The sequence below is a fragment of the Clostridium sp. MCC353 genome, assembly GCF_018785315.1.
Classification (GTDB): Bacteria; Bacillota; Clostridia; order Lachnospirales; family Lachnospiraceae; genus CHH4-2.
Map to the genome: position 1 here is coordinate 151,412 of NZ_WQPN01000109.1, position 22,356 is coordinate 173,767.

The 22,356-nt window shown below is 49.8% G+C and carries 18 protein-coding genes; 1 reads left to right on the forward strand and 17 read right to left on the reverse strand.

Features of this window, described 5'->3' with window-relative positions; all coding sequences use genetic code 11:
* Positions 1–149: 149 nt before the first annotated feature.
* Entirely contained in the window at positions 150–1,766 is a 1,617-nt protein-coding gene (locus GPL15_RS18960) for a recombinase family protein (RefSeq protein WP_002596236.1), read from the reverse strand.
* 225 nt (positions 1,767–1,991) lie between these two features.
* Here GPL15_RS18960 and GPL15_RS18965 point away from each other — a divergent pair, with 225 nt between their 5' ends.
* The gene (locus tag GPL15_RS18965) at positions 1,992–2,192 is read left to right on the forward strand and encodes a hypothetical protein (RefSeq protein ID WP_002596235.1); all 201 of its coding nucleotides are present in this window, start codon (positions 1,992–1,994) and stop codon (positions 2,190–2,192) included.
* A gap of 64 nt (positions 2,193–2,256) precedes the next feature.
* Here the strand turns inward: GPL15_RS18965 and GPL15_RS18970 are convergent, their stop codons facing one another.
* The 16 genes from GPL15_RS18970 to GPL15_RS19045 form a co-directional block, all read right to left on the reverse strand.
* The gene (locus GPL15_RS18970; RefSeq protein ID WP_002596234.1) at positions 2,257–2,451 is read right to left on the reverse strand and encodes a transposon-encoded TnpW family protein; all 195 of its coding nucleotides are present in this window, start codon (positions 2,449–2,451) and stop codon (positions 2,257–2,259) included.
* A gap of 14 nt (positions 2,452–2,465) precedes the next feature.
* On the reverse strand, positions 2,466–3,308 hold the full coding sequence (locus GPL15_RS18975) for an ATP-binding protein (RefSeq protein ID WP_002596233.1): 843 nt from the start codon (positions 3,306–3,308) through the stop codon (positions 2,466–2,468).
* Positions 3,305–4,099, reverse strand: coding sequence for a replication initiator protein A (locus GPL15_RS18980; protein WP_006356266.1), 795 nt, complete (start codon positions 4,097–4,099; stop codon positions 3,305–3,307). The genes GPL15_RS18975 and GPL15_RS18980 overlap by 4 nt, the downstream gene beginning before the upstream one ends.
* Positions 4,100–4,171: 72 nt before the next feature.
* Positions 4,172–4,558 (reverse strand): cysteine-rich VLP domain-containing protein, encoded by a 387-nt coding sequence (locus GPL15_RS18985; protein ID WP_002596231.1) that lies wholly within the window; start codon positions 4,556–4,558, stop codon positions 4,172–4,174.
* Positions 4,548–6,173: a relaxase/mobilization nuclease domain-containing protein gene (locus GPL15_RS18990; RefSeq protein ID WP_002596230.1), complete on the reverse strand. Its 1,626-nt coding sequence runs from the start codon at positions 6,171–6,173 to the stop codon at positions 4,548–4,550. The genes GPL15_RS18985 and GPL15_RS18990 overlap by 11 nt, the downstream gene beginning before the upstream one ends.
* Positions 6,145–6,543, reverse strand: coding sequence for a plasmid mobilization relaxosome protein MobC (gene mobC, locus GPL15_RS18995; RefSeq protein ID WP_002596229.1), 399 nt, complete (start codon positions 6,541–6,543; stop codon positions 6,145–6,147). Before mobC ends, GPL15_RS18990 begins: the two co-directional genes overlap by 29 nt.
* A gap of 497 nt (positions 6,544–7,040) precedes the next feature.
* Entirely contained in the window at positions 7,041–7,253 is a 213-nt protein-coding gene (locus GPL15_RS19000; protein ID WP_002586615.1) for a helix-turn-helix domain-containing protein, read from the reverse strand.
* Positions 7,246–7,668 (reverse strand): sigma-70 family RNA polymerase sigma factor, encoded by a 423-nt coding sequence (locus tag GPL15_RS19005; protein WP_002586616.1) that lies wholly within the window; start codon positions 7,666–7,668, stop codon positions 7,246–7,248. Before GPL15_RS19005 ends, GPL15_RS19000 begins: the two co-directional genes overlap by 8 nt.
* A 171-nt stretch (positions 7,669–7,839) precedes the next feature.
* Complete coding sequence (locus GPL15_RS19010) at positions 7,840–8,607, reverse strand: class I SAM-dependent methyltransferase (RefSeq protein WP_002586626.1); 768 nt, start codon at positions 8,605–8,607, stop codon at positions 7,840–7,842.
* Between the two features lie 50 nt (positions 8,608–8,657).
* On the reverse strand, positions 8,658–10,577 hold the full coding sequence (tet(W), locus tag GPL15_RS19015) for a tetracycline resistance ribosomal protection protein Tet(W) (protein WP_002586627.1): 1,920 nt from the start codon (positions 10,575–10,577) through the stop codon (positions 8,658–8,660).
* A gap of 549 nt (positions 10,578–11,126) precedes the next feature.
* Positions 11,127–11,549, reverse strand: a complete 423-nt coding sequence (locus tag GPL15_RS19020; RefSeq protein WP_215700259.1) for a hypothetical protein — start codon at positions 11,547–11,549, stop codon at positions 11,127–11,129.
* Entirely contained in the window at positions 11,542–14,544 is a 3,003-nt protein-coding gene (locus GPL15_RS19025) for a dynamin family protein (protein WP_215700260.1), read from the reverse strand. The genes GPL15_RS19020 and GPL15_RS19025 overlap by 8 nt, the downstream gene beginning before the upstream one ends.
* A gap of 37 nt (positions 14,545–14,581) precedes the next feature.
* Positions 14,582–17,869 carry an ATP-binding protein gene (locus GPL15_RS19030; protein ID WP_215700261.1) on the reverse strand — a complete coding sequence of 1,096 codons (3,288 nt, stop codon included), beginning with the start codon at positions 17,867–17,869 and terminating at the stop codon, positions 14,582–14,584.
* An 11-nt stretch (positions 17,870–17,880) separates the two neighbouring features.
* Complete coding sequence (locus GPL15_RS19035) at positions 17,881–18,528, reverse strand: hypothetical protein (RefSeq protein ID WP_215700262.1); 648 nt, start codon at positions 18,526–18,528, stop codon at positions 17,881–17,883.
* Between the two features lie 54 nt (positions 18,529–18,582).
* Complete coding sequence (locus GPL15_RS19040; RefSeq protein ID WP_215700263.1) at positions 18,583–20,625, reverse strand: dynamin family protein; 2,043 nt, start codon at positions 20,623–20,625, stop codon at positions 18,583–18,585.
* A gap of 29 nt (positions 20,626–20,654) precedes the next feature.
* Positions 20,655–22,223, reverse strand: coding sequence for a GTPase domain-containing protein (locus GPL15_RS19045; protein ID WP_215700264.1), 1,569 nt, complete (start codon positions 22,221–22,223; stop codon positions 20,655–20,657).
* Between the last annotated feature and the right edge of the window lie 133 nt (positions 22,224–22,356).

The window sequence follows — 22,356 nt, forward strand, 5'->3', positions numbered from 1 at the left end:
TAATCCCTTCAACAGACGGGTTGACATATATCGGCGTACCATTATATCTCCGGGAATTTTGCTTATGTGTGATAAAGAAGCAATAGAAGTGCAAAAAATTTTGCCGTTCCTATCCGACACTTGGCCATTGTGTCGGATAGGTCGGGCGGTTATTCGGGCAAGTCAATCTTGCCGACAAAGCTGTAATAAATCTCAATGTCCTGCCTGCGGGTGCCGTTCTCATCATAGCTGCACTCATGCACCACAATTTTCTCGATCATTTCCCGCAAGAGAGTGGGGGTCAGTTCTTCAAAGGCAAGGTGCTTGCGGACAATGCCCATAAATTTCTCGGCGTTGACGGTAGCTGCCTGTGACTTGTCCAGTTCGGCTTGCAGGGCGGCGGCTCTCTTTTTCAGCTCCGCTTGCTCGGCTTCGTAGTCAGCCGACAGTTCCATGAAACGCTCATCGCTGATTTTGCCGTTTACATTGTCCTCATACAGCCGCTTGATAATGCGGCTGATTTCAGAAATGCGTTCCTGCGCCTGTTCAAGCTGCTTGATGGCTGCGGCGGTCTTTCGCTTGCCGCCGATCTCGTTCTGCTGGACAAGTAGTTTCACAAACCGGCTCTCATGCTTGGCTGCGTATTCGGTCACTTGCCGGAGATTTGCCAGGACACCAGCGGTCAACAGATCGGTGCGGATAAAGTGCGCCGTACAGTTGCGGGTGCGCTTCTTGTAGCTGCCGCAGATGTAGCAGTCCTGTTTGCGGTCTTTGTTCTGATACCGCTGCTGATACAGCACATGGCCGCAGTCGGCGCAGAACAAAATCCCGGAGAACAGCCCCACTTCATCGTAGCGGTTCGGGCGTTTGCGCTGTTTGCGTAACTCCTGCACCCGTTCCCATGTTTCCTTGTCGATGATCGGCTCATGGTGGTTCTCGAAAATGGCCTGCTTCTCGACGGGGTTCTCTATGCTGTGCTTGACCTTATAAGAAGGCTTTTCCGTTTTGAAGTTCACCAGACATCCGGTGTACTCTCGGTTTTCGAGGATATGAACGACGGTGTTGGTCGCCCATTTGCACTCATAGCCTGGGTGATAACGGCGGGTGCTGCCTGTCCGCTGATATTCCAGCGTCCCCGGCGTGGGGATTTGCTGCTCCGTCAGCATACGGGCAATCTTGGTCGGGCCGTTCCCGGCAAGGCAAAGCTGGTAAATCTGCTGCACCACCGGGGCGGCTTCCTCGTCTATAATAAAATTCTCGTCCTCGTCCATCACATAGCCGTAAACCGGCTTGCTGGTAACAGGCTTGCCGCTCATGCCTTTTGACTTTTTCACTGCCTTGATTTTCTTGCTCGTATCTCTCACCAGCCATTCATTGAACAGATTTCGCAGCGGGGTAAAATCGTTGTCCATGCCCTCGCTGGCACTGTCCACATTATCGTTGACAGCGATAAAACGCACACCCTTTTGAGGGAACAGCATTTCCGTGTAAAACCCTACCTGCAAGTAGTTTCGCCCTAACCGGCTCATGTCCTTGACGATGACCGTACCCACTTTCCCGGCTTCAATGTCCGCAAGCATGGCTTGAAATCCGGGCCGCTGGAAGTTCGCGCCGGAAAAACCGTCGTCGGTGTACCAGCGCAGATTGGTAAAGCCGTTCTGTTTTGCGTAGGTTTCGAGTATCCTTTTTTGGTTCGATATGGAATTACTCTCGCCTTGCAATTCATCCTCGTGGGACAATCTCGGATAAAGGGCGGTAATGAGGTTTTGGGTGGCTTGTCTTAACATAAAATCCTCCGTTTCCGACAGCCAGCCCCACTATTCCGTGGTTTCATTGTACCACGGAACGGCGGGGGCTGTACAGCGGCAAAAGCGTTAAATTTGCTTCTTTACAGCTTTTCAATTTTCCGATTTTTATGGTATGGGTTGTCGTCCCATATTTGCAGTAGAAAAGTTCATAACTCCGTGGTATACTCTGATTTAACAAAAAAATCAGAAGTTAAAGGAGAAAACATGAAGTATACAATAGATGAATTAACCGCGGCCAAAAGGCAAATTGATTCAACTCTGCACAAGCTAAGAGAAACAGTAAAAACATTTGAATCAAAGGATAATTCCGAGCGTTATAAATCACAAATCACATTGGCAAAGAGAAGAATAAAAGCCTTTGAAATTGCAAATTATTTTATAGAGAATGAGATTAAGAATTGCTAAAGCACTTCCGATTTTCGTTCCAGCGGTCATGCTCCCTGGCATGGCCGCTTTTCCATGCCCCGGTTCACGCCGGATAAGTCGGCTCCTGTGTAGCAGCGGCTTCCGCTTCCAGTACCCGCGCCATTTTGTCGGCGGCTGTGGTTGTGGTGTCTTTCTTGAAATAGCCGGACACGACAAGGACGGAATTGCCCATGCGGATTTCCGTCACACAGTCAGGGCGGCGGGTGGTGCGGGTGTCGTGCTGCTTGTTATCTGCCATAGGCAATACTCCTTTCAGTCGGTAATCAGTTTCTTCATGCTCTCCATTTTCCGCTTGGCGGTTTCCTGCCGGAAGTTGTCGCCGGTAAAGCGTACCGGGACGCACATGGAAAGCAGGCGGTCATAAATCCGGGAATGGGCGGTGTCCTCCGGGTTGTGCAGGTCGTCCAGCGTAAGGTTGGTCGTGACGATCAGCGGCTTGCCGCTGCGGTAACGGCTGTCAATCACATTGAACACCTGTTCCAGCCCGTATTCCGTCCCGCGTTCCATGCCGAAGTCGTCAAGGATCAGCAGCGGATAACGACAAAGGCGGGAAATGTACTCGTTGCGCCCCTCAAAGCTGGCGGCAAGGTCATTGAGGATAAGAGCAAAGTTCGTCATGCGGACGGGGATTTCTTTCTCCATGAGGGCGTTTGCGATACAGCCTGCAAGGTAGCTTTTGCCGGTGCCTACGCCGCCCCAGAACAGGCAGCCGATATTGTCTGTCCGCATATCTTCCCAATGCTCCACATACCGGCGGGCAAGCCCGGTCTGCGGGTTCCTGCCGTTGTCGTTCTCGAAAGTCCAGTCCCGCATGGTGGGGTCGGTAAAGCCCCGGCGTTTCAGTTCTTCCACGGTGTCAAGGTGTCTGCGCCGCTTTTCGGCGGCTTCCCGTTCCTCGCGGGCGGTTCTCTGGCAGTCGCACTCTGCCGGGTGGCGGTCGCGCCCGAAGATAGCGGCCTTATCCGGCGCAAAATAGGCTTCTTTCGGCTTGCGGCACTTGCCGCAGTACAGTAAACCGTCCTCGCCGGTGTAGTCCTCCGGCTCCGGGATGGTGGTCGTCATATTCTCCAAAACCGCGTTGATTTCATTCTTCATAAACTCTCGCCCTCCTTGCATGAGTAGTCTGGTATGCCCTTTTTAGGGGCTTCCTTTTTGTCGTTCCCCGCCCATATCCGCAGGGCGGCGGCATAGTTCTGGTAGCTTTTCCCGTTGGCGGCAAGGTAGCGGCTCATTTCCTCGATGAACCGTTCCAGCCTGTCAGGGTACTCTGCCTGCAACTCGTCGTATTCGGTCTGTGACAGAAAAATATTTCCATATCGGCCATAGGGCGCGGACGGCCCCCCACTCACTCCCTTTGTTTGGCTCTCTGTAAGGTTGTTTATAGTAGTTTGGTTAGGGGACGGTTTTCCGACCATCATAAGGTCGGTTTTCTGACCATCAGTAGGACGGTTTTCCGGCTCTATGAGGGGCGGACTTCCGGCCATCAGTTGGTCTGAAAACTGTACCTGTGGCACTGGCGGTACTTTGACATAAAGCCGGTTCGGTGCGGAGAAGCCGCCCCGTTCCCGTTCCAACAGCCCCGCCGTGTCCAGTTCATTAAGCGCCCCCTTGATGGTGGTGCTGCCTTTATCCAGTATTTCTGCTATCTCCGCGATGGGATAGATAATATAAATCCTGCCCTCGTCGTCCAGCCACTTGTTTTTCTGGGAGAGGGTGGAACGGTCTAACAGCAGCGAATACAGCAGCTTGGCGGTCTGTGAAATCTCCATTTTCAGCAGGAAACGGGGATACGGCAGATAGGCGGGCAGCCGCGTGTCTGCCCTGATATAATCAGCGATAGGATCACCTCCCTGTGTTCGGGTTGATTTTGGCGTATTGTCACGCATTAAAACGCCGTTTCCGGGGGAAAAGGATAAATGTATCGCGTACCCTTTGACACCCACGAAAAAAGCCTTGATTTATGCGGGTTTGAAAGGCTCTAAAGCGTGACATCTCTGCCTTTGTTTCCGCTTTCTCTCGGCGGCTTTGATTTTCTTCATGCGCCCGGCGCAGTCGGGGCAGTATTTTCCCCGGTTGGATTTGGGGACAAAGGCCGCCCCGCAGACGGCACACCGTTTCCGGCTTCCCCGGCACAAGAGGGCTGCGGCCAGCTCCCCGTCAAGGGGCAGGACAGCCACACGGAACCAGTGGCACATGAGGGAAAAGGAAATGCTCTGGACGCACACGCAAGGCTCCCCGTCGTCCAATAGCAGGCAGTTCCCCTCATCGTAGTTACAGCACTCATGTACCAGCCGCCGCGCCCGCCGGTGCTGGCGGTAGTCCATGTGGGGCAGGTTATCGCTCATGGCTCTGCTCCTTTCTGCGGTGCGGCTCGTCCCGGCGCAAAATCTGGTCGATGTTCCGCTTGACGGTCTGCAACTCCTTGAACCGCTGTTTCTGTTCGTGATAGGTGTTATACAGGCCGTCTTTCTCGGAGATAAGCTGCTCGATCTCGGCCTGCAACGCTTTCCGGGCGGGCAGCTTGGTAATGCCATGCGCCTTGAAATACCGGGCTGCTGCGTCGGCTATGATAAAATCGCTCTCATGGGCCTGCCGGTATGCGGCGCGGGCTTTCTCGGATTTCTGTGCCCGCAGCCCGTCGCGGGCGGCCTTGGTCTGGGCGTAGGCCAACACCTGCCGCTGCAACTTCTTTTTCCCTTGCAGCTTCGTTTCCAGTGCTTTCAGTTCGCCGCTGGTCTGGCGCATTTTCTGATAGGCGGTGTCAACGGCGGCTTCTAACTGCTCCGGGGAAGTAAAGCCGTATTGCTGGTAGACGGACAGCGTTTTGGCGGCCTGCTTCAGATTGTGTATCTTCGCCCAGCGTTCATAGCCCCGGCCTTTGCCCTCGGCCATTTTCTGCTCAATGTCCACAAGCCGCTGCACTCCGTCCTGTTTCGGGGCGGCTATCTCGGCTCTGGCAACCTGCAAGCGGTCTTTTATGGTGCGTGGGGGATCGGGGGATCTGGCTGGCGCTTCGGCTGCTCTGGCGGCGTTTTGCTCTAAAACGGCAAAGACAGCGGCGCGGTCAAAATCGTCGCCCAGCTTCCGGGCGGTAATTGGCTTTGTCCTGTCCGGCGTGAGGTAGGAAAGCCGCCCCCGGCTCTCCTTGACGGTCACACCCTCCTGCAGCAACAGAGAGGAAAACTCGTCAAAGCTGGCGGCGGTGGCAAGGGCTTTCCGTAGGGTCTGCCGCAGCTTCTCCTTGTTCGTTTCAAACTTGGTCTGCCGGGGCGTGATACTATCGGCAATCATGGGGGCGTTCTGCTTGTCCAGCGCGGCCTGTCCCTTTTTCTGCGCCCAATACTCCCGGTCGGTGACGCGGTTCTTGCTGCCGTTCAAGAGGTCGATTTGATAAAGCCCCTCCCGGTGGCACATCTCCATGACTTCGGATTTGAAGTAGCGCAGGGCAGCGTCGGTACATCGGTGCTTGCAGCCGACTTTCGTATCGGCCGGCCTGTCCATGTAGGGCAGGAACGGCACTTCCTCAATCCGCAGGCTGTTTATGACGATATGCACATGAATGTTGCCGCTGTGGTTATGCCCGTCCGGGTGGGTGCAGACAAGGGCCTGGTGGCCGGGAAAATGCTCTTTACAGAATTGTTCCCCCAACGCCTGCGCCCGGTCTACGGTCAGGCCGTTGTCCGGCCCGTCCCGCGGGTCAAAGCTGATGATGTAGTGGTGGCTTTTCACATCTTCCCGCCGCTGGTTTTTCTGATAGCGGAGATTGGCCCGCATACACGCAACGGCAAAATCCTCCCCGTCGCAGTTCAGCGTGGACAGCCGGTAGTCCTCGCGGGGGATAAGCCTGCCGGTTTCATCAAGGACGGGCTTCATGGTAAACTCGTCATGCTCAAAGAGAAGATATTGCTCGGCGGCTCCGTAGTCGGCGTTTTTAGAGTTGATATGCTTGAGTGTTGCCAACCGCGTCACCTACTTTCTTGAGGACTTCATACTTGAGGACGGCAAGGTCGGATATGGCGGCGCGTACCTCGCCGGAAAGGGTGTTGTAGGGTACGCCGTATTCGTTCAGATACCGGGCAATCTGATTGAGGTTGCCGCCGATCCTGCCGTACTCGGCTGTCAGCTTCCCGACAGCGGAAAGCAACTCGTCATTGACCGACGACACATGGACAACCGGGCGTATGGTCGCCCGCCGTATCGCCTGCCGGAGAAATTCGGACTGGCTGATACCATAGGGCGCAAGCCGCGCTGTGAAGTCGGCATACTCATCTTCGGACAGCCGGGTTTTCACAACGCGGCTGCGGTGGGGCGTGTTGTATTTCTTTCGCATGGTGTGACCTCCTTTCTCGCCCGTAAGGGCGCATGAGCAGGGTTTGGGGAAGGCACTCCCCAACAAGTTTCCCGCGAGGGGCAAAACTGCAGAATTGCGGATTTTGGCACCGTGGTAGAAACTTGCTCTCCGTGACTGCAAACTTTCTCTCACTTCCGTCCGCCACTTTTTTGGAAAACTGCAACCACAAAAGTTTGTTTCTCTTTTTCTGCTACTACTAATCCTGTAAAGGGCATTCCTGCCCGCTTTCGCTAAAATGACACCGGACGCAGTGGTTTCTACCCGGTGTTGGAGAAATCCTTTCTCTTTGCCCTCTACTACGGGTAAATGCTCCAAATGCCAAACACCAGGGCAGAAAAATTCCCTCCTCGCTTACTACTACAACCGGCAGGGGGCAAAATGGCCGGGAGCGGAGCCGGACAACAAAAAAAGCAGTAAATCTTTTTCAAGACTTACTGCTTTCGCTGGCCGCGTCGGTGGCGGCTGGTATTCAGTTTTTATGACTTGTCCGGTGGTTCGTCAAGCCGGAACTTGAATTGACAGTCAATTAACCGCTGCTTTACATAGTCCTCCACCTCGGCGTTGACCTGCCCGTTCACTTTTGAGAAATAGCGGATATATCCGGCGTAGTGGAGCAGGACAGCGTTCACGGCTTCTGGGTCGCCCTCACGGGCTTTGAGGATTGTTTCATAGGGGAGAAGTCTACTCATACCGGCTCACCCCCATTTCTTCGCGTAGCCGCTGCAAGGCAAGCTGGATATGCCGCCCCGCTGTGCTGCGTGACCGGCCAATACACGCGCCGATCACGCGCTGCGGCTGGCGCAGAAAGTAATAGCGCAGGATTTCTTCCCGCGTCTGCTCCGGCAAAACAGAGATCGCGTCGGCAAGGGCGGCGTTGCAGAGCAGGACGGTCTGACCGCAGACGGTAAATGGGTATTCCTCGTCCGGCTCCGACGCGGCAAACTGGACAAACTTCTCGTTCATCAGATAGTCAAGGGAAACTTGCCGTTCCCATTGCCGTTTAAGCTTCAAAATCTTGTCCAAGGCGGCACAGCGGATAACAGTCTTGCAAAAGGCGTTGTACCTGCGCTGGATATATTCTTGATAGGCTATCTGGTCGGTCATGGAAATTCCCCTTTCTGAATAATAGTGCGGGGCGGTGGCACTTCTTGCTGTCGCCCCTTGATTGCCTACCAGCAAAGGCGGGCGGGGCTGTCAACGGCTGCGCATATGCGCCGTTCATCTTGACCGTTGACTGGCTCGGCTGGGTTTGCTATTTACCCGACAAACTTGAATTTATTTTAAGCTATCACGTTTTACCTTCTTAAGCCTTACTATCATTACCATAGGAATTTCTTTGTTGGTTTTAAAACATTCTTCATAAAATCCATCAATGACAAATCCAGCTCTAAAACAAAGGTTAAAAATATCTTGTATGGAACGATGATAATAAATCTGCTCTTTCGGTTGCCCTTCAATCGCTATATCATAGTAACTGTGCGGTGTCATATATTTTTCAGTCAACGTGACAAAACAAGGGTGTTGCGTTGCAAAGACAAAAATTCCGCTTTCCTGCAACAGTTCATAAACAGCCATAAGAAGTGGTTCAATATCCGTAATATCCATAATTGCCATATTAGAAACTGCTTTCGTAAAGGCTCGATTTCTTTTTAATTCTAATATACTTTTTCTATCGGTCGCATCCGCCACACAAAATTCAATTTGTTTTGCATATTGTGATTGCCGTCTTTTAGCCAATTCTATCATTTTTTTGCTGTAATCAAAAGCGACAACCGAAGCGCCTCTTTGTGCAAGATACGAAGAATAATTTCCATTGCCACACGCAATATCCAAAATGTAATCCGCAGGATTAGGAGATAGAAGTTCCGTTACTTTGGGACGCACTACCTCTCTGTGAAATTCATTAGATTCGTCACCCATTGCATTATCCCAAAATTGTGCGTTCTCCTCCCAGATTTTTTTACTTTCCTCTGTTCCCATGTTCTCTCCCACTCCCCAAATTTGCTTTTTTGCTTCCATTAAATCTTCCTTACTATATTCCATTGTTACCCTCCATAACTTCTGATTGTTGCCGTCTTGACGATTATGTATCTTTACATTACCTTCTGAAACATATGGCGCACCTTGTCCAGGCGGCTGTTTGGACGGCGGGGCTGGATGACCGGCTGACCGACAGCGGCCTGATATCCTTTCAGCTCTGTAAGGCATACGCTCCGCCCGTTGGTGTAAAAGGCCAGATCAGTACGGTATGCCTGTATACAGCGGGCGGGAATCTCGCCAGTAAAGACAACTTCATCCTTTTTTACCTGGGCCGTTTCGATGGTGGCACAGTATTTCGGTGCATCATGATAAGCCCTGGAAAGGTATTCCTGGGGCGCATAGAGGATGAAGGAGAGATAAGGTTCCAGCAGCTGCGTCCCCGATTCCTTCAATGCCTGTTCCAATACAATCGGGGCCAATGAGCGGAAGTCCGCCGGCGTGCTGACCGGACTGTAATAAAGCCCGTATTCAAAGCAAATCTTACAGTCCGTTACGTTCCAGCCGAACAAGCCCTGCTCCAGCCCGTAACGGATACCATCCCTGACAGCGTTTTGAAAACTCTGGTTCAAGTATCCCAGCGAAACCCGGCTCTCGTATTGTACACCGGAGCCAAGCGAGAGTGGTGTAACAGACAGTCCTATGGATGCCCAAAACGGGTTGGGCGGCACCTCGATATGGATGGTGTGGCTGGCTGCTTTGAGCGGCCGCTCCATATAAATGACGGAGGGTTCCTTTACCACTGTTTCAAGCTTGTATTTTTCCGACAGCAAAGCGGAAACAACCTCCAACTGCACCCGGCCCAAAAAAGAAAGAATGATCTCATGGGTGATGGAATCCACTTCGCAACGCAAAAGCGGGTCAGTATCCGCAAGTTGCGTAAGAGCGTCCAGCAGCCGTTCTCTTTGCGCTGCCGTTTTCGGCGCAATCGTCGTCCGCAGCATGGGGAGGGGGTCCTCGCGCCACCTTTTACGAGGGAGCCGGGTTTGGTCCCCTAATACATCGTTTAACCTCACGCTGTCGCTGGGAAGGATAACAATTTCACCCTGATAAGCGGTGTCTGTCCGAACAATTTCCCCTTTGGATGGAATACGCATCTCTGTGATTTTCAGCTTTTCTCTCCCGGCCAGGGCCACCGTATCCCGCAGGCGCAGCGTTCCGCTGTATAACCGTAGATAGACACGCCGCTGGCCGCAATCGGTGTACTCAACCTTGAAAACGCTGCCGCATAGGGCGGCGCCCCCCTGTTCCCCAATCGGTTGGAACAGCCCTGTCACCGCATCCATCAACGGTTGAATGCCAAGGCCATTTTTGGCGCTGCCATGATAGACTGGGAACAGGGAGGCGTCTTGAACCCGCTGCTGTTCCTCCCGCGCAAGTTTTTCCCGGCTGATTGGTTCTCCTGCGATATACTTTTCCAATAATTCATCGTTATTTTCGATGACCGCATCCCATGCTTCTATGTCGGTATTTTCCTCCAGGACTATTTCCGGGGACAGCGACACCGTCTGCTTGATGATAATATCGGCGGAGAGCTTATCCCGAACAGACTGAACCACGCTCTGCAAATCAACGCCAGCCTGGTCGATCTTGTTGATAAAGATAACGGTGGGAATGTTCATTTTCCGCAGGGCATGGAACAGAATACGGGTCTGGGCCTGCACGCCATCTTTAGCGGAGATCACCAAGATGGCCCCATCTAAAACAGCCAAAGAGCGGTACACCTCCGCCAAAAAATCCATGTGGCCGGGCGTATCCACAATGTTAACTTTACATCTGTGCCACTGGAAGGAAGTGACTGCCGCTTGAATGGTAATCCCACGCTGCCGCTCCAAAAACATGGTGTCCGTCCTCGTTGTCCCTTTTTCGACGCTCCCCGGTTCTGAAATGGCTCCGCTGGCATATAGCAGGCTCTCCGTCAAGGTCGTCTTTCCAGCGTCTACATGGGCAAGAATTCCAATATTGATTATTTTCATGTGATTGTCCTCCCTTTACAGCCCCAAAGGGCATAAAAATCCCCAGCAGTAAAATACTTTTACCACTGGGGATTATAAGTTGCGGACATACACATATACAGCATACACCTGTTTGTGATTGCTGTTTTTGGGGATATGTCAAAATTGATAAGGCAAAAGTATTCTTAAATTGGGTACAAAAAACTAAGCCCCTACAAAAGGAGCTATCATAATCCTTTGTTCCCACTATTTGATTATAGTTTTATTTAAGAATACCTTGCCGCATATTTTTTACTCCTTTTCTGGATTAAATCATTGTATCACATCAGTTTTAGGAAAGCAAGTACCTAAAAGAAATTTTTCTTCCCCTTATATGTAACAATCATACCGGCTTCCTAGCGTTCAGAATGTTTTCTGCTGTCTGCTGTGGTGTTTGGTTGGAATTGTCCAACCAAAAGCCGATCCGTGGTGTTGTCTGCATTTTACTAAATACAAATTCAATGTATACAGAAAGATATAAGGAGTGGGAGGGATTCCGCCGTAGTTGGCATTGTAGGAAAATCCAAAAGTTTAGATTTTCCCACAATGCTTATCTTTTGGTCTTTGGTTCGGAATAGTGTAGTGCTGGCGGTCTATCTCTTGTTTTCGGTTGCTTGCTTCCTTACCGTACATGAGCATTATCTCAGGATATGCAATCACCTTTTTCTCTTTCCCATAATGCAGTTCATAAAACGGCTCAGCCGAAAGTAATGTATTAGGTAATAATTCTTCGCCGATAAGAGCATGAATCAGACTTCTTTTCCCAGAAGCGAATAGTCCGTCAACCAACACAACCAGTTTCCGGTCCACCGTCTTATCCAGTTCCTGAAACTTTGGGATCAGCGCCATCCTGCCTGCGCCGTATGAAGTCATCTTAGCATTTCTCAGCAGTTCCTGTTCCGCTTTTTTAATACTTTCCTCAATTTCCCGGCATTTCTCCATTGTATCAACCATGATCTATCCCTCGTTTCCTCTTTTGCAGCAATGGTTCTATCAGTTCCATATTCTCCAGATTGACCTGGTTCTTTTTGATCTCCTTGAGGATTATTTTTTCTTTTTCCTGGAATTCCTGATTTTTCTTCTCAAAAAACAGTTTGTATTCGTCCTGATATGCCGCCAGCAGAGATTTCGCCCAGTCAATGTTCTTTTTAATATGCGTATTCACATGAACAGTATATACGCTTTTTAGGCTCACATAATAGCCGGACAATTCCATCATAATTTTCATTTTGATTTCAATTTTTTTCTTAGGCAACATTTGCTGTTCCAGTATGAATCCTACGGCTAAAAGCGGCATGAGTAATGCTCCCAAAATCGAACCTAATTCTAGATTTTGTATAACTGCATCAATCAAAGAAGGCATCTGTTCCTTTGGTTCTATTGATATATCATTAAGTACCAAAGCAGGGTGTTTTTGACTGTCTTTCTGCTTATTGAAAAAATCTCCGGCACTGCTGACATAATATTGATATTCTTCCAAACAGGCCTTTACCTCCGTTATAAACTCATATCCCCTTTTCCTGATCTTTTTTATTATATTTTTATTGATATCCTGCGAAATTTGATAATTCATATCGGCAACGGCTTTATTCAGTTCACAATCCACATATGCCTTCAATCCCCTTGTCAGCCTCTGCCGGTCAATATTATAATCAATTTCCTCTTCGGTTTCTTTTATCCTTTTTGTTAAAATTTCGTTCATACTTGAAATCCACTGGGGTTCCTGCACAAGCAAATCTTCCTCATATTTACTCAATAACACCTGATAGGACTTTTCCAGACTGTCCAGTGAGTATTTATGCAGCTTCTCCCTGTCGTCTTCCAGCCTTTTTGTATCCTTCTTCACCTCGTCCCCAACAAGATGTATCAATTCACGAACCATCTCGCTGATCCGCCCGGATATGATTTCCTGCCTCCGGTCCCGAAGCTTTTGAAATACCTTCTCCATCACCTCTTCAAAACCCATGGCCCATTGTTTGTCCCCCGCATATACGGCTTCATCCATATAGTAATCTAACGCGAATCCGGCGGAAATTCCGTATACCTCTGGCTCCTGCAGTTCAAAATTTTTCTGAAGCAGTCTTTTTACGTAGGCAAGAAGTTCAGCCCGTTCTGATTCCCGCCTCACCATATCCATTTTGGTAATGATAAAAATGGAATCGTCCATCAGGTGGGCCGCATTTTCCATCAGAAAATTCTCGAAATCCGCCGTATATACCTGTAAGGCCGGAAACAGCACAATCGCCGCATCCGCCTCTTTTCTTAAAATCGACTGGGTTTCCAAAATATGTTCCCTGGCATCTTCCTGCCCTGGATTGACTCCGGGCGTATCAATGATGCAGAAATTCTCATATTTCTCTTCTTCAGGAAATGATAATTCGATCCGCTTCACTTTTCCGATCAGCCCGCTGTCAGTGGTGAGACTGTCTATCATTGCTCCGGTTTCTTTCGGCAGCGTTATCCCTGTTTTCACCTCAAACCGGCTCAATTCCGGCCCCAAAAGCCGGAACCGTTCCCCCTCCACGTCCTCCGCAGTGATTTCCGGTTCATTTCCCCCGGTTTTGTCCCATCTGATATAGGTGGGAAGGGCGGTTGTGGGGAGATTATCCGTGGAAAGCAGCTCCTGTTTTAAAACCGCATTTAAAAAAGTGCTTTTCCCGCAGCTGAAATTGCCAATTACCGCCAGGTGCAGTTCCGGATTTTGGTATTTGTCATACAGTTCTTTTTCCTGCAGGTCATATTTTTTCGCAAGCTCCGGTTCAAGGCTGGGGATTACACGGTCTAAAACCATAAATCCCTGGTCTGCAAGTTCACCCGGCGCAACCGGAACTTCCTTCCAGAGCGACTGTATCTTCTGCATCATATCCGGCGTTATGATTCCCCTGTAAAAACTGTTTCCTTTCAGATCCATAATAATTTCATTTAACAGTCTCATGCCTTTCATGAGTCGGGGAACCGCACATTCTTGAATTAACAGCCGGTTCAAATAGGATTTTAATTCCGGATAGCCGGACTGGCCCATGATTTCCTCGTCCTGCCACATCGTCCTGCCATTTTTTACCCGGTTCTTTACGAAGTGGACGGCCTCCGGTCCAAGGCTGCTGTACTCCTGGGCTCTCTTCATCAGATATTGACGTATTTCATCAAAGTTGTAGTCATCTTCAAATTCATCGTCTTCATCGAAATCGTCCGGCTCATCATCCTCCATATCAATATAGCCGCCGGTTTCCTCGTCTCCCGGCCCATCATCATCTTCGTCCTCTGCTTCCATAATATCACAGCGGGTAAATACGCTGACAATGCGTTCCACACCATAACTATTAATTTCACTCAGATATTCCAAATCCATTCCTATATACGGCACATTCATATTCACTGCATAGATCACTGCATCCGCATAGGGCAGATATTCGCGAATTGGCCAGCAGACATTCTGTTGACTTGTATAAGGTGCCTCTACCAGCACCAGACCGGATTCCAACAGATCCGAAGGCCAGTAGATAACCAGTTTGCATACTGGGAATTCGCAGTTATTCCGGAAAAAGTCATAGAATTCCCCAAGCCGTTCCTTAAACTTCAGGATTCCTTCGGCGGTAGGCTTTACATAAATCGCCCTGCTTTCATCCCACTGCCCATTCTCCCACATGTAAGCAGCAATTTTTTTCTCATCCCCGTAATGCAGTTCATACACAGACGGGACGGTCGGAAGAATCTCTTCATCCAGCAGTTTTTCTCCAATCAGGCCGTTAATAACGCTGGATTTTCCTGATTTTATCAGGCCGCAGACCAGAACAACATATTTTCGGTCCATGATTCCTTCCAACGCTTTCAGTGTGCGCACTGTTTCGCTCTCCCCACCATGCAAAACCCTTTCGGCACGCATCAGCGTCCTTCCTATTTTGCCGATGTTTTCTTCTGCCTCCCAATACTGTCTGAAAGTATCTATCATACTCCCGCCCCTCCTTTTGTCCTTTTCTATTGGTCCGTCAGACCTGCTGCCCATTGTCGTTGCAATAGACCAGATACTTTACATACAATTTCCTGAATTCCGGTTCAGAAGGGATTTTACATTGAATCCCCAGAGAGACCAGCAGCCTCATTTCATCATCCGTCAGAACCGCTTTTTCTTCTACTTTCCTAAAAACCGCTGTGACCCAGGTTTCCATATCCCTGCACTCCCGGCAGCTGTTGAATATTTCACCAAATCCAACCAGTTGTTCCAGAACCGGCGCCATCTGGGTTAAATTCCTCTGAACCCGCCCTGCTCCGCAGTATTCTTCCACAATGGATTTCATCAGTTTCTTTCTGCTTTCCGCCGCGTAAATATCTTTCCAGTTAATTTCCGCCAGTTTTTTTTCGTCCACACCGCATGTTTCTCCAGGAGCCAGACGGTCTTTCATGAGAACAGCCAGACACTGTCCCGTGAGTTCCCGTATACCGGCCTGAAAATCAGGGGCCTGAAAGCGAAACGGGATCATTTTCCAATCCGGAAAATAATTGATCTTACAGAGAACCGCATCCGTCCAGGAATTCTGTTTCACAACTGCCACGCCTCTTGGCAGTCTGGCCAGCTCCTGTTGCTGCCGATCATCCAAAACCACGGAATCCCCCGCCATTATACGGTCCTCCCGCCTGGGCAGCATGAAAAATACCTTTGTCTGGGTGTTTCCAATCACAGACGGGTCCATAATTGACGGCGACTGGTCCGCAATCACGAATCCCTGACCGTAAGTCCTCATCTCAGCGATTGCCGTGGTGATCATCTCCACCGAAGCCTGTCTGACATTCACCCCTTCGCCGGAAGAAGCCGTCTGCTTCTTCAAGAGATGGTGGGCCTCTTCTATCAGCGCAACATGGTTCAGCGGGCTGTTCATCCGGCCTGAACACATCCGGTATTCGGAAAGCCGCATAACCAACACGCCCATCAACAGCGCCTTGGTTTCCTCAGAACCGATTCTGCTGATATCTACAATCACATTTTCATCAAATAACCCTTCATCGCCGATTTCATCCCGGCTGAAGATCAGGCTGTAAATGCCGTTGGTCATGGATTTCACCCTGGTTACCAGCGCCCCGATATAATTGCCCTGAACCTCTTTCGAATATTCCGAACTCTTAATAATTCGGGGAAGGACTTCCAGCAAATCGTCAAAACAGGGGAATTCCAGCCCATCCCGCCCTCCATCCAGCAGAAGGTCAAATCCTCTTTTTATGTAAACTTCTTCCAGCGCATCCTTCAATATGGCAGGCATGGCCGAATACATTGGCCAGGCTGTGTTGAATATGGCCAGCAGCCGTTCCATATGTTCCAGTGTGGTCACTCCCTCCGGGAACGCGAATGGATTGATGCGAAGCAGAGGCGCCTGCCAGGGGTTGGTCCCGTATACATGAAAATTCTCCCTTCCCCCAAATACCTTGGCGTACTCTCCCTTAGCCGGTTCAATGACCATCGTATGAACCCCCTTTTCCGTCAGAGAATCCAGAAGCCCATAGCAGAAATTGGATTTGCCAACTCCGGTAGCTCCCGCCACAAAAAGATGGGCGGTCAAATCATCCATGGACAGGCTCACTCCGGTCTGGCTTTCCTCTCTCCCCATATGATAGATACAGCCTATCTTTACGGACCGCTCATCCTCCTGGGCCTTCCTTCCGGAATTCAGGATTACATCCCTGGCAAATGCCGCGTGTTCCGTAACCATCAGGCCGGGAAGGGGCTTTTGTGGGATGCAGAAATAAGCCGGCATATCACTCAGGCCGATGGGCTGGGCCACCGTTAGATCCGGCAGGCCGAAACCGCCGTCAAAGGAGAATACCGGGTGGATTCCCCTCACAAGATATTTGGAAATTTCATCGGTCATTTCCTTTGTATTCCAGTGATAGACCGGTGACGCAAACTGCATATCCCTGCCCGAAGAAATAATCGACCGGTACAGGTTAGCTGCCGAGGCCGCCGTCTCACGGTCCCCCGCAATAAGATACGCCGCCGCCCGAAACGCCCCTTCCTTCTCCAGTCCCGCCAATTCCTGTATCTGTTCTTCCAGATGTTCCAGCAGATTTACCACGGATTTATTCACATAGGATACCTGTGCGGTCTGCCCCCGGGTTTCCCCTTTATTCCAGGTGACACCCCCTGATTCGCCGCTGCTGTATCCGGAACCCTGGTTAATCTGCCTGTTTATGGAATCCGCCTCATCTTCATGGCTCCCCTGAGTAACCGTTTCCGTATCAGGCTTAGGAGCGCCCCCCATAGCGGTATCGGCGCTGCCCAGAAGATTGGACACCGCCTGCCCGTAAAACAAGCTCTGTAAAAAACCGGCGGCTCCTTCTCCTGGAACCAGACTGTTCAGCGCAATGCTGGCAACGGCTCCTGCAAGCTGCTGTTTGGACTGACGTGATTTTAAGTCTTCGTTATCCGGCCCATGCTGGACGCTGGTACTGGTTCCCCTGGTCTTTGTGTGCCCAATGCTGATTCCTGTGCTGATATTTAATGATTCCGATACGTTTTGTGAAAAATTCAGCCCCCAGCTTTCCGTTCCGCTCTGTGAAATGGATATATCACGCTTCTGCATGGGATATAGCTGTGTATAAAGGGATTCAAACCCCTGGCGCATGACAGCCAGTTCGGTCCGGTCAATGGCCTGGGCCAGGAGAATCATGGAAAATGGTTTTCTCCTCATCCCATCGATCAAAACATCCAGCTTCTCCAGATAGTTCTCCTCTCCTGCTGAAACTGATGCCGGAAAACAAGAGACCGCGGCCATGGAGATTTTCTCCTCTTCAGGAACTAATTCCTTCAGCAGTCCCCCCGTGCCGCCAAACTTCATATTTTCATACCTGCATCCCGGAAATACCCCGTTAAATGAATTCAGATAGGTTCGAAACGCTGTCGTAACCCGGCTCTCCTCTTCGCTGCAGACCCCCAGATAGAAGTCCACGTGATCCTTCTTTCCATTCAGAATCAACAGGGAACTGACGCCCCTCTGCTGAATAGCTCCGTAGACATTTCTGATCTTTCCCGATATGGACTGCCCCTTGTCAAATACAAAGCTGTCGATCTTAATAAGCCGCATATTGCTTCCCGGCACAATCTGCGCCTGCCAGTCGGGCATCGGCACAATATCCGCCTGGTCAATAACGGAAAGATATTCTTTTCTCACATACAAGTCCACATTGGCAATGGCATTATTAATCAGTTGTGCGGCCATGTTCTCCTGCTCTCCATACCTCTGCTCTTCATACCCATTTTCTTCATATACCTTCACTTCTTCCGCCATCGTTTCTCCCCCTACATGTAAATCTTATCCAGTTCACGGACAGCTTTTTTCCAATAATCTATAATTTTATCCTGTTTCAGAACCGCTTCATCTGAAATCATGGCGTCTCTTTCTCTTTCATGATAATCCAGGATCTCTTTCAGAATACCGCTCAAACGCTCTCTTACATCCCGCATAAATTCCACAGTCACCGTTTTCGCCTCTTCCAGATCCCTGCTCAAAAATTCCATATCCAGCATATTTTTCTGCCGGCCCACCACCGCTGTATTTCTGTCATTCAGAAATGTCTGCACATTTTTCTTTACCGATTCCGGGTTAAACCTGGGCCGGTACTCCATGTTGCATTCGCTGGGATTATATCCATACTCCCTGACCGCATCCTGCTGCCGCTTTGCCGCCTCCGCAAAATGCTCATAATCTGTCAAAAGCCCCCAGAAGGTGATATCCAGTTCATCGTCGTTGAGCTCTTTCATCAGCTCCAATATCCCGCCTTCCCAAAGCTGGTAAGATACAACCTGATAGTCCAGCCAGGCTTCCAGCGGCTTTCCTTCCATAAATTCACAGAGCCTGTTTTCTTCCTGATTAAGCACACTGCCGTCTATCAAAAGAGTGGTACGGTATAAATAAGGATTGTAATAGATATCAACTTTTCTCATCATTTTCTCCCTCTAATCAAAGATTGCCGCAGGCTTTCTCCCTGCGGCAATTGAATATTAATTTCCCGTCAGCCCGTATTTTCCACAAATCTGCGCTGCTTCTTCTGTGATCTCCTTCAAATCTTTAACCGCGTCTTCACGTTTTTTTATCTCCTGGTCACGTTCTTCCTGGCTTCGCTTCTTATCACGGATGGTTGCATCAATCAGATCTTCCTTTGCCTTCACGTCAGCATCCAGGGCAGCGTCCATATCATCGCACACTGAATTGATGTACTTCTTAACATTATTTACAACAGCCTTCACATTCTTTTCTACATTCTGCGGTTCTTTAAGATATCCTTCTCTGTACCCCTTCACAATATCTTTCTTCATCCTGCGTAATTGCGCTTCTGTGTTGTTCACTAAAATCGCCACAATTTGGGCAACGATAGCTGCTGCTATAAAAGCAGGAAGAGTAATGACTACCCCGGCAGCCAGAAGACCGGCCGTTCCTGCAAGAACAGCGGCTTGTGCCACAAGCGCTTTTGCAAAAGCGCCCTTTCCATAAATAGCGGATATACCGCTGGTAAACCAATTGCCGGTCAGAATCCCCCAAACCAGCCCCAGCGCAATACTGGTTGCCCGTCCTGATCCGCGTTCCTCAACCGTACCGTAAGCAAGCAGACTGTTGATACCCTCCAGCCGGTCAGCCAGATTTTGAAGCTGTTTTTCCACGCTCCTGGCGCTTTCTTGTATTGCTTCCTGTAAATAAGGCGTCATGACAGAAGCCATCCAGTTATCCAGATTTTTATTCATACGGCGTTCAAATTCTGTTTTAAACTCCTCCTGTACTGCCTCTGCTTTTTTCTTAGTAGCAAATGGATTAAGCCTTCCCAACCCGCTTGCCAGTTCTGTCTCCGGCTCAAAACCGTCCAGATCCGTTATATCAGCCAGCTTCTTCACATACTCTTCCGTCATCATTTCAACCTGAGGCATACATCTTTCCATCATGGTACGGAATACACGTTTCGTAGAATTGGTAGCTGTTTTAATCGTATTCAGTTCCCTCTGGGCCTGTTCAATACGCTCATCCAAGTTTTTTACATCCTTTCCTGCGGCTTCATTCAGCACCGTAGCCTGTTTTATCATAATATCCGCCTGAATCCTTATGGTTTCCGCCATATTCTTAACCTGGTCCCGGCCTTTTCCTTCCACCAGATAATGTCCCAGATACTTCTCAAGGCCGTCATATCCCGAACGGACCAGCAGCGCCTGGTCACCGTTCAGTTTTGCGTCAAGCCCGTCAATGGAGCTTAAAAAATGGATGGATTCTTCGCCCAGGCTGCTGTGCTTTAACATATGGGAAGTCAGCACTCTCCGGGTTTCTTCCACTTTCCCCGGTTTCCTTGCCATGCTTCGCAGAGCCACGTCATAATAGGTATAACCTGTAATAATATTTCTCAATCCGAACTTATTAATCTCATCCAGCTGCTCCACGTCCGTCGCAGTATATGCCGTAGTGGAACTCATAACATAGATGATGGCGTCAGCCTTGGGAAGATATCCCTTAACGATATAATCATTGCTGAACGGGTCGTTAAGCCCTGGGGAATCCACCAGCACCACGCCGTCTTTCAGGATATCCAGAGGCCAGTGGATGACAATCTTCTGGAATGCCGATTCAATTCTTTGGGAATTCTGCTGCTTGGAGTTAAAGCCCGCCTCATTATCAATGGAGGCGTACTTTGCGATTTCCTCCATGGTCGGAGATGCTAACTCAAACGGCTTATCTCCGCCCTTCCATTTCCCCTTTTTCGGATAAATGGTTATTTTTTTCTTTTCCCCATAATGGAGTTCACCGATTACAGCGGTCTCCGGCAAAACGCCGGTAGGAAGAAGTTCTTCGCCGATCAGGGCGTTGATCATGCTGCTTTTCCCTGAACTGAAAATGCCCATAACCAGAACCGTGAATTTCTCCCCTGTCTTTTTCTTTGTCTCCTCCAGGTCTTCCTGCCACTTTTTATTGTCCGGAGAAATGATCAGCGCACATTTTTGTTCCCGCCCCAGCAGGACTCCCAGCTGTTCCAAAACCTTTTTGTGGTCAACTATCATACTTGCCATACTTATGTACCCCTTTTTTATGTTTTATCTCACTTTATAAGTTCCTGACATCCGTCTATGATTTCCTGAAGCCTCTGTTCCCTTTCTTTAAAAGCGGTCTGATCTACTTCAGGAGCCTTAACCGCCTCTCCCCGCTCTGCCAGGATTGCCGCTATTTTATCATAATAGTTCCGAATGGAATCCCCGATTGCATCAGCAAGGTTTTGGCAGTTGATCTTCGCATAGTGATATAACTCTCTTTGATACTGCGCATCCTCCCAGCTTCCCTTTTCCTTCAGATAAGCGGCTCCTCCGATGCCCACCGCTGCTGCTCCGCCTGCCACGCTGAAAACCGTGGGAAGGGGAATGAGCAGGAATAACCCCAGCGCCGCACCGGTGCCAATAAGAATTTCCTTTGATTTCTTTTCGCGGCCAAACTCCTTTTTCCCGTCCGGAGCCATCTCAGGAACAACATAGGGTTCAATATGGATCACCTGTGTCATTGCCATAAAATCCGGTTCACTCAGGTCAAATCGTTCCACCAGGCCTTCCTGGACCGCGGTATCCATCATTGTTCTGGTGTCACGCCGCATCCCTATCTCGATCTGGGGCTTTAGGTTTTCAGTCAAAGACCGGAGCGCTTTCTGCGTCTCCTTCGGCAGCGTCTTTTTCAGCCACGGATCGCTGAAACGGGCCTCTTTCCCCATATCAAATAACTTCCGTCCCAGCTTTTCAGCCCTGTCCTGTATATCGCCCTTGATTAGCTCAGAAAGCTTATCCCCGTTTTCCAGCATATCGGCTCTTAAAATTCCCCATTTCGACTGTTTTTCATGGGCATCCAGGCTTTCAGAGATGTGGTTTTCCATGGTCTTTTCCAGTTGAAGCTGGTTCTCTGCCAGCGCCTTGTTCGCTTCCGCCTCAACCAGCCCCACAGCCGACTTATAAACCGCCTCAACATGTCTCTTGCGGATATCATTTCTTTCTATGGTGCCCGGCAGAAGATTGCGGATCAGTTTTCCCATGTTGTCCCAGTCTTCCGTCTTTGGTATGACAGGACTTGACAGCCCCATGTTTTCACACAGATCCTGAACGTACTTTTCCACTTTGCCTCTGGATTCCTCGTCGATCAGTTCCAGTTTGTTTAAAAACACCCGGACCGATAAACCGGACATGGCTTTAATGGCATTGACGTCTTCATAAGTAAACGGTGAGATTGCCGATACCATATACAAAACGATATCCTTGGTATTCATCACTTCTTTCAAAGCGCCGCTCTCCCCGCAGAACATATCCTGAATCTTCATTTCATAGAGAACCGCCCCTTCATCGTACCAGGCCTGGTTCATGACCGTTCTGCAGTCATAGGCATCATCGTCATCTCTCTTCTCAAATACCACCCGGAGCGGTTTTTCCTCTTCATTCAAAAGGCTTTCTTCCCGGACCTCATTGCCAACCATGCGGTTGATCAGCGTAGTTTTTCCGCTGTTGGCCCCTCCGGCCACTACTACGTGGGTATCTTCCTGGGCCAGCAGTTCTTCCGCCTGGCTTTTCAGCCGGTTTACGGCCTCTTCACACCCTGCATCCGCCGCGAAAGGCAGCAATTTTTCAAATAACTCCATATTTTCCTCCATTCTGAAGCGTCTCCCAGCCAAGATAAGGCGCCGGACACCTGGTCTGTGTCCGTCTGCATAAATTTGCAGCGCTCCGGTACAAATTTATGATTAGACCTCAGGTTCTTCTGGTATATATAAG

Bases quoted from the DNA above. Each gene is read 5' to 3' on its own strand.
- GPL15_RS18975 (WP_002596233.1), bottom strand. From the start codon at position 3,308: ATGAAGAATGAAATCAACGCGGTTTTGGAGAATATGACGACCACCATC.
- GPL15_RS19040 (WP_215700263.1), bottom strand. From the start codon at position 20,625: ATGGCAAGTATGATAGTTGACCACAAAAAGGTTTTGGAACAGCTGGGA.
- GPL15_RS19025 (WP_215700260.1), bottom strand. From the start codon at position 14,544: ATGATAGATACTTTCAGACAGTATTGGGAGGCAGAAGAAAACATCGGC.
- GPL15_RS19000 (WP_002586615.1), bottom strand. From the start codon at position 7,253: ATGAGTAGACTTCTCCCCTATGAAACAATCCTCAAAGCCCGTGAGGGC.
- GPL15_RS19010 (WP_002586626.1), bottom strand. From the start codon at position 8,607: ATGGAATATAGTAAGGAAGATTTAATGGAAGCAAAAAAGCAAATTTGG.
- mobC (WP_002596229.1), bottom strand. From the start codon at position 6,543: ATGCGAAAGAAATACAACACGCCCCACCGCAGCCGCGTTGTGAAAACC.
- GPL15_RS19005 (WP_002586616.1), bottom strand. From the start codon at position 7,668: ATGACCGACCAGATAGCCTATCAAGAATATATCCAGCGCAGGTACAAC.
- GPL15_RS19045 (WP_215700264.1), bottom strand. From the start codon at position 22,223: ATGGAGTTATTTGAAAAATTGCTGCCTTTCGCGGCGGATGCAGGGTGT.
- GPL15_RS19020 (WP_215700259.1), bottom strand. From the start codon at position 11,549: ATGGTTGATACAATGGAGAAATGCCGGGAAATTGAGGAAAGTATTAAA.
- GPL15_RS18980 (WP_006356266.1), bottom strand. From the start codon at position 4,099: ATGCGTGACAATACGCCAAAATCAACCCGAACACAGGGAGGTGATCCT.
- GPL15_RS18970 (WP_002596234.1), bottom strand. From the start codon at position 2,451: ATGGCAGATAACAAGCAGCACGACACCCGCACCACCCGCCGCCCTGAC.
- GPL15_RS19030 (WP_215700261.1), bottom strand. From the start codon at position 17,869: ATGGCGGAAGAAGTGAAGGTATATGAAGAAAATGGGTATGAAGAGCAG.
- GPL15_RS18965 (WP_002596235.1), top strand. From the start codon at position 1,992: ATGAAGTATACAATAGATGAATTAACCGCGGCCAAAAGGCAAATTGAT.
- GPL15_RS18985 (WP_002596231.1), bottom strand. From the start codon at position 4,558: ATGAGCGATAACCTGCCCCACATGGACTACCGCCAGCACCGGCGGGCG.
- GPL15_RS19035 (WP_215700262.1), bottom strand. From the start codon at position 18,528: ATGATGAGAAAAGTTGATATCTATTACAATCCTTATTTATACCGTACC.
- GPL15_RS18960 (WP_002596236.1), bottom strand. From the start codon at position 1,766: ATGTTAAGACAAGCCACCCAAAACCTCATTACCGCCCTTTATCCGAGA.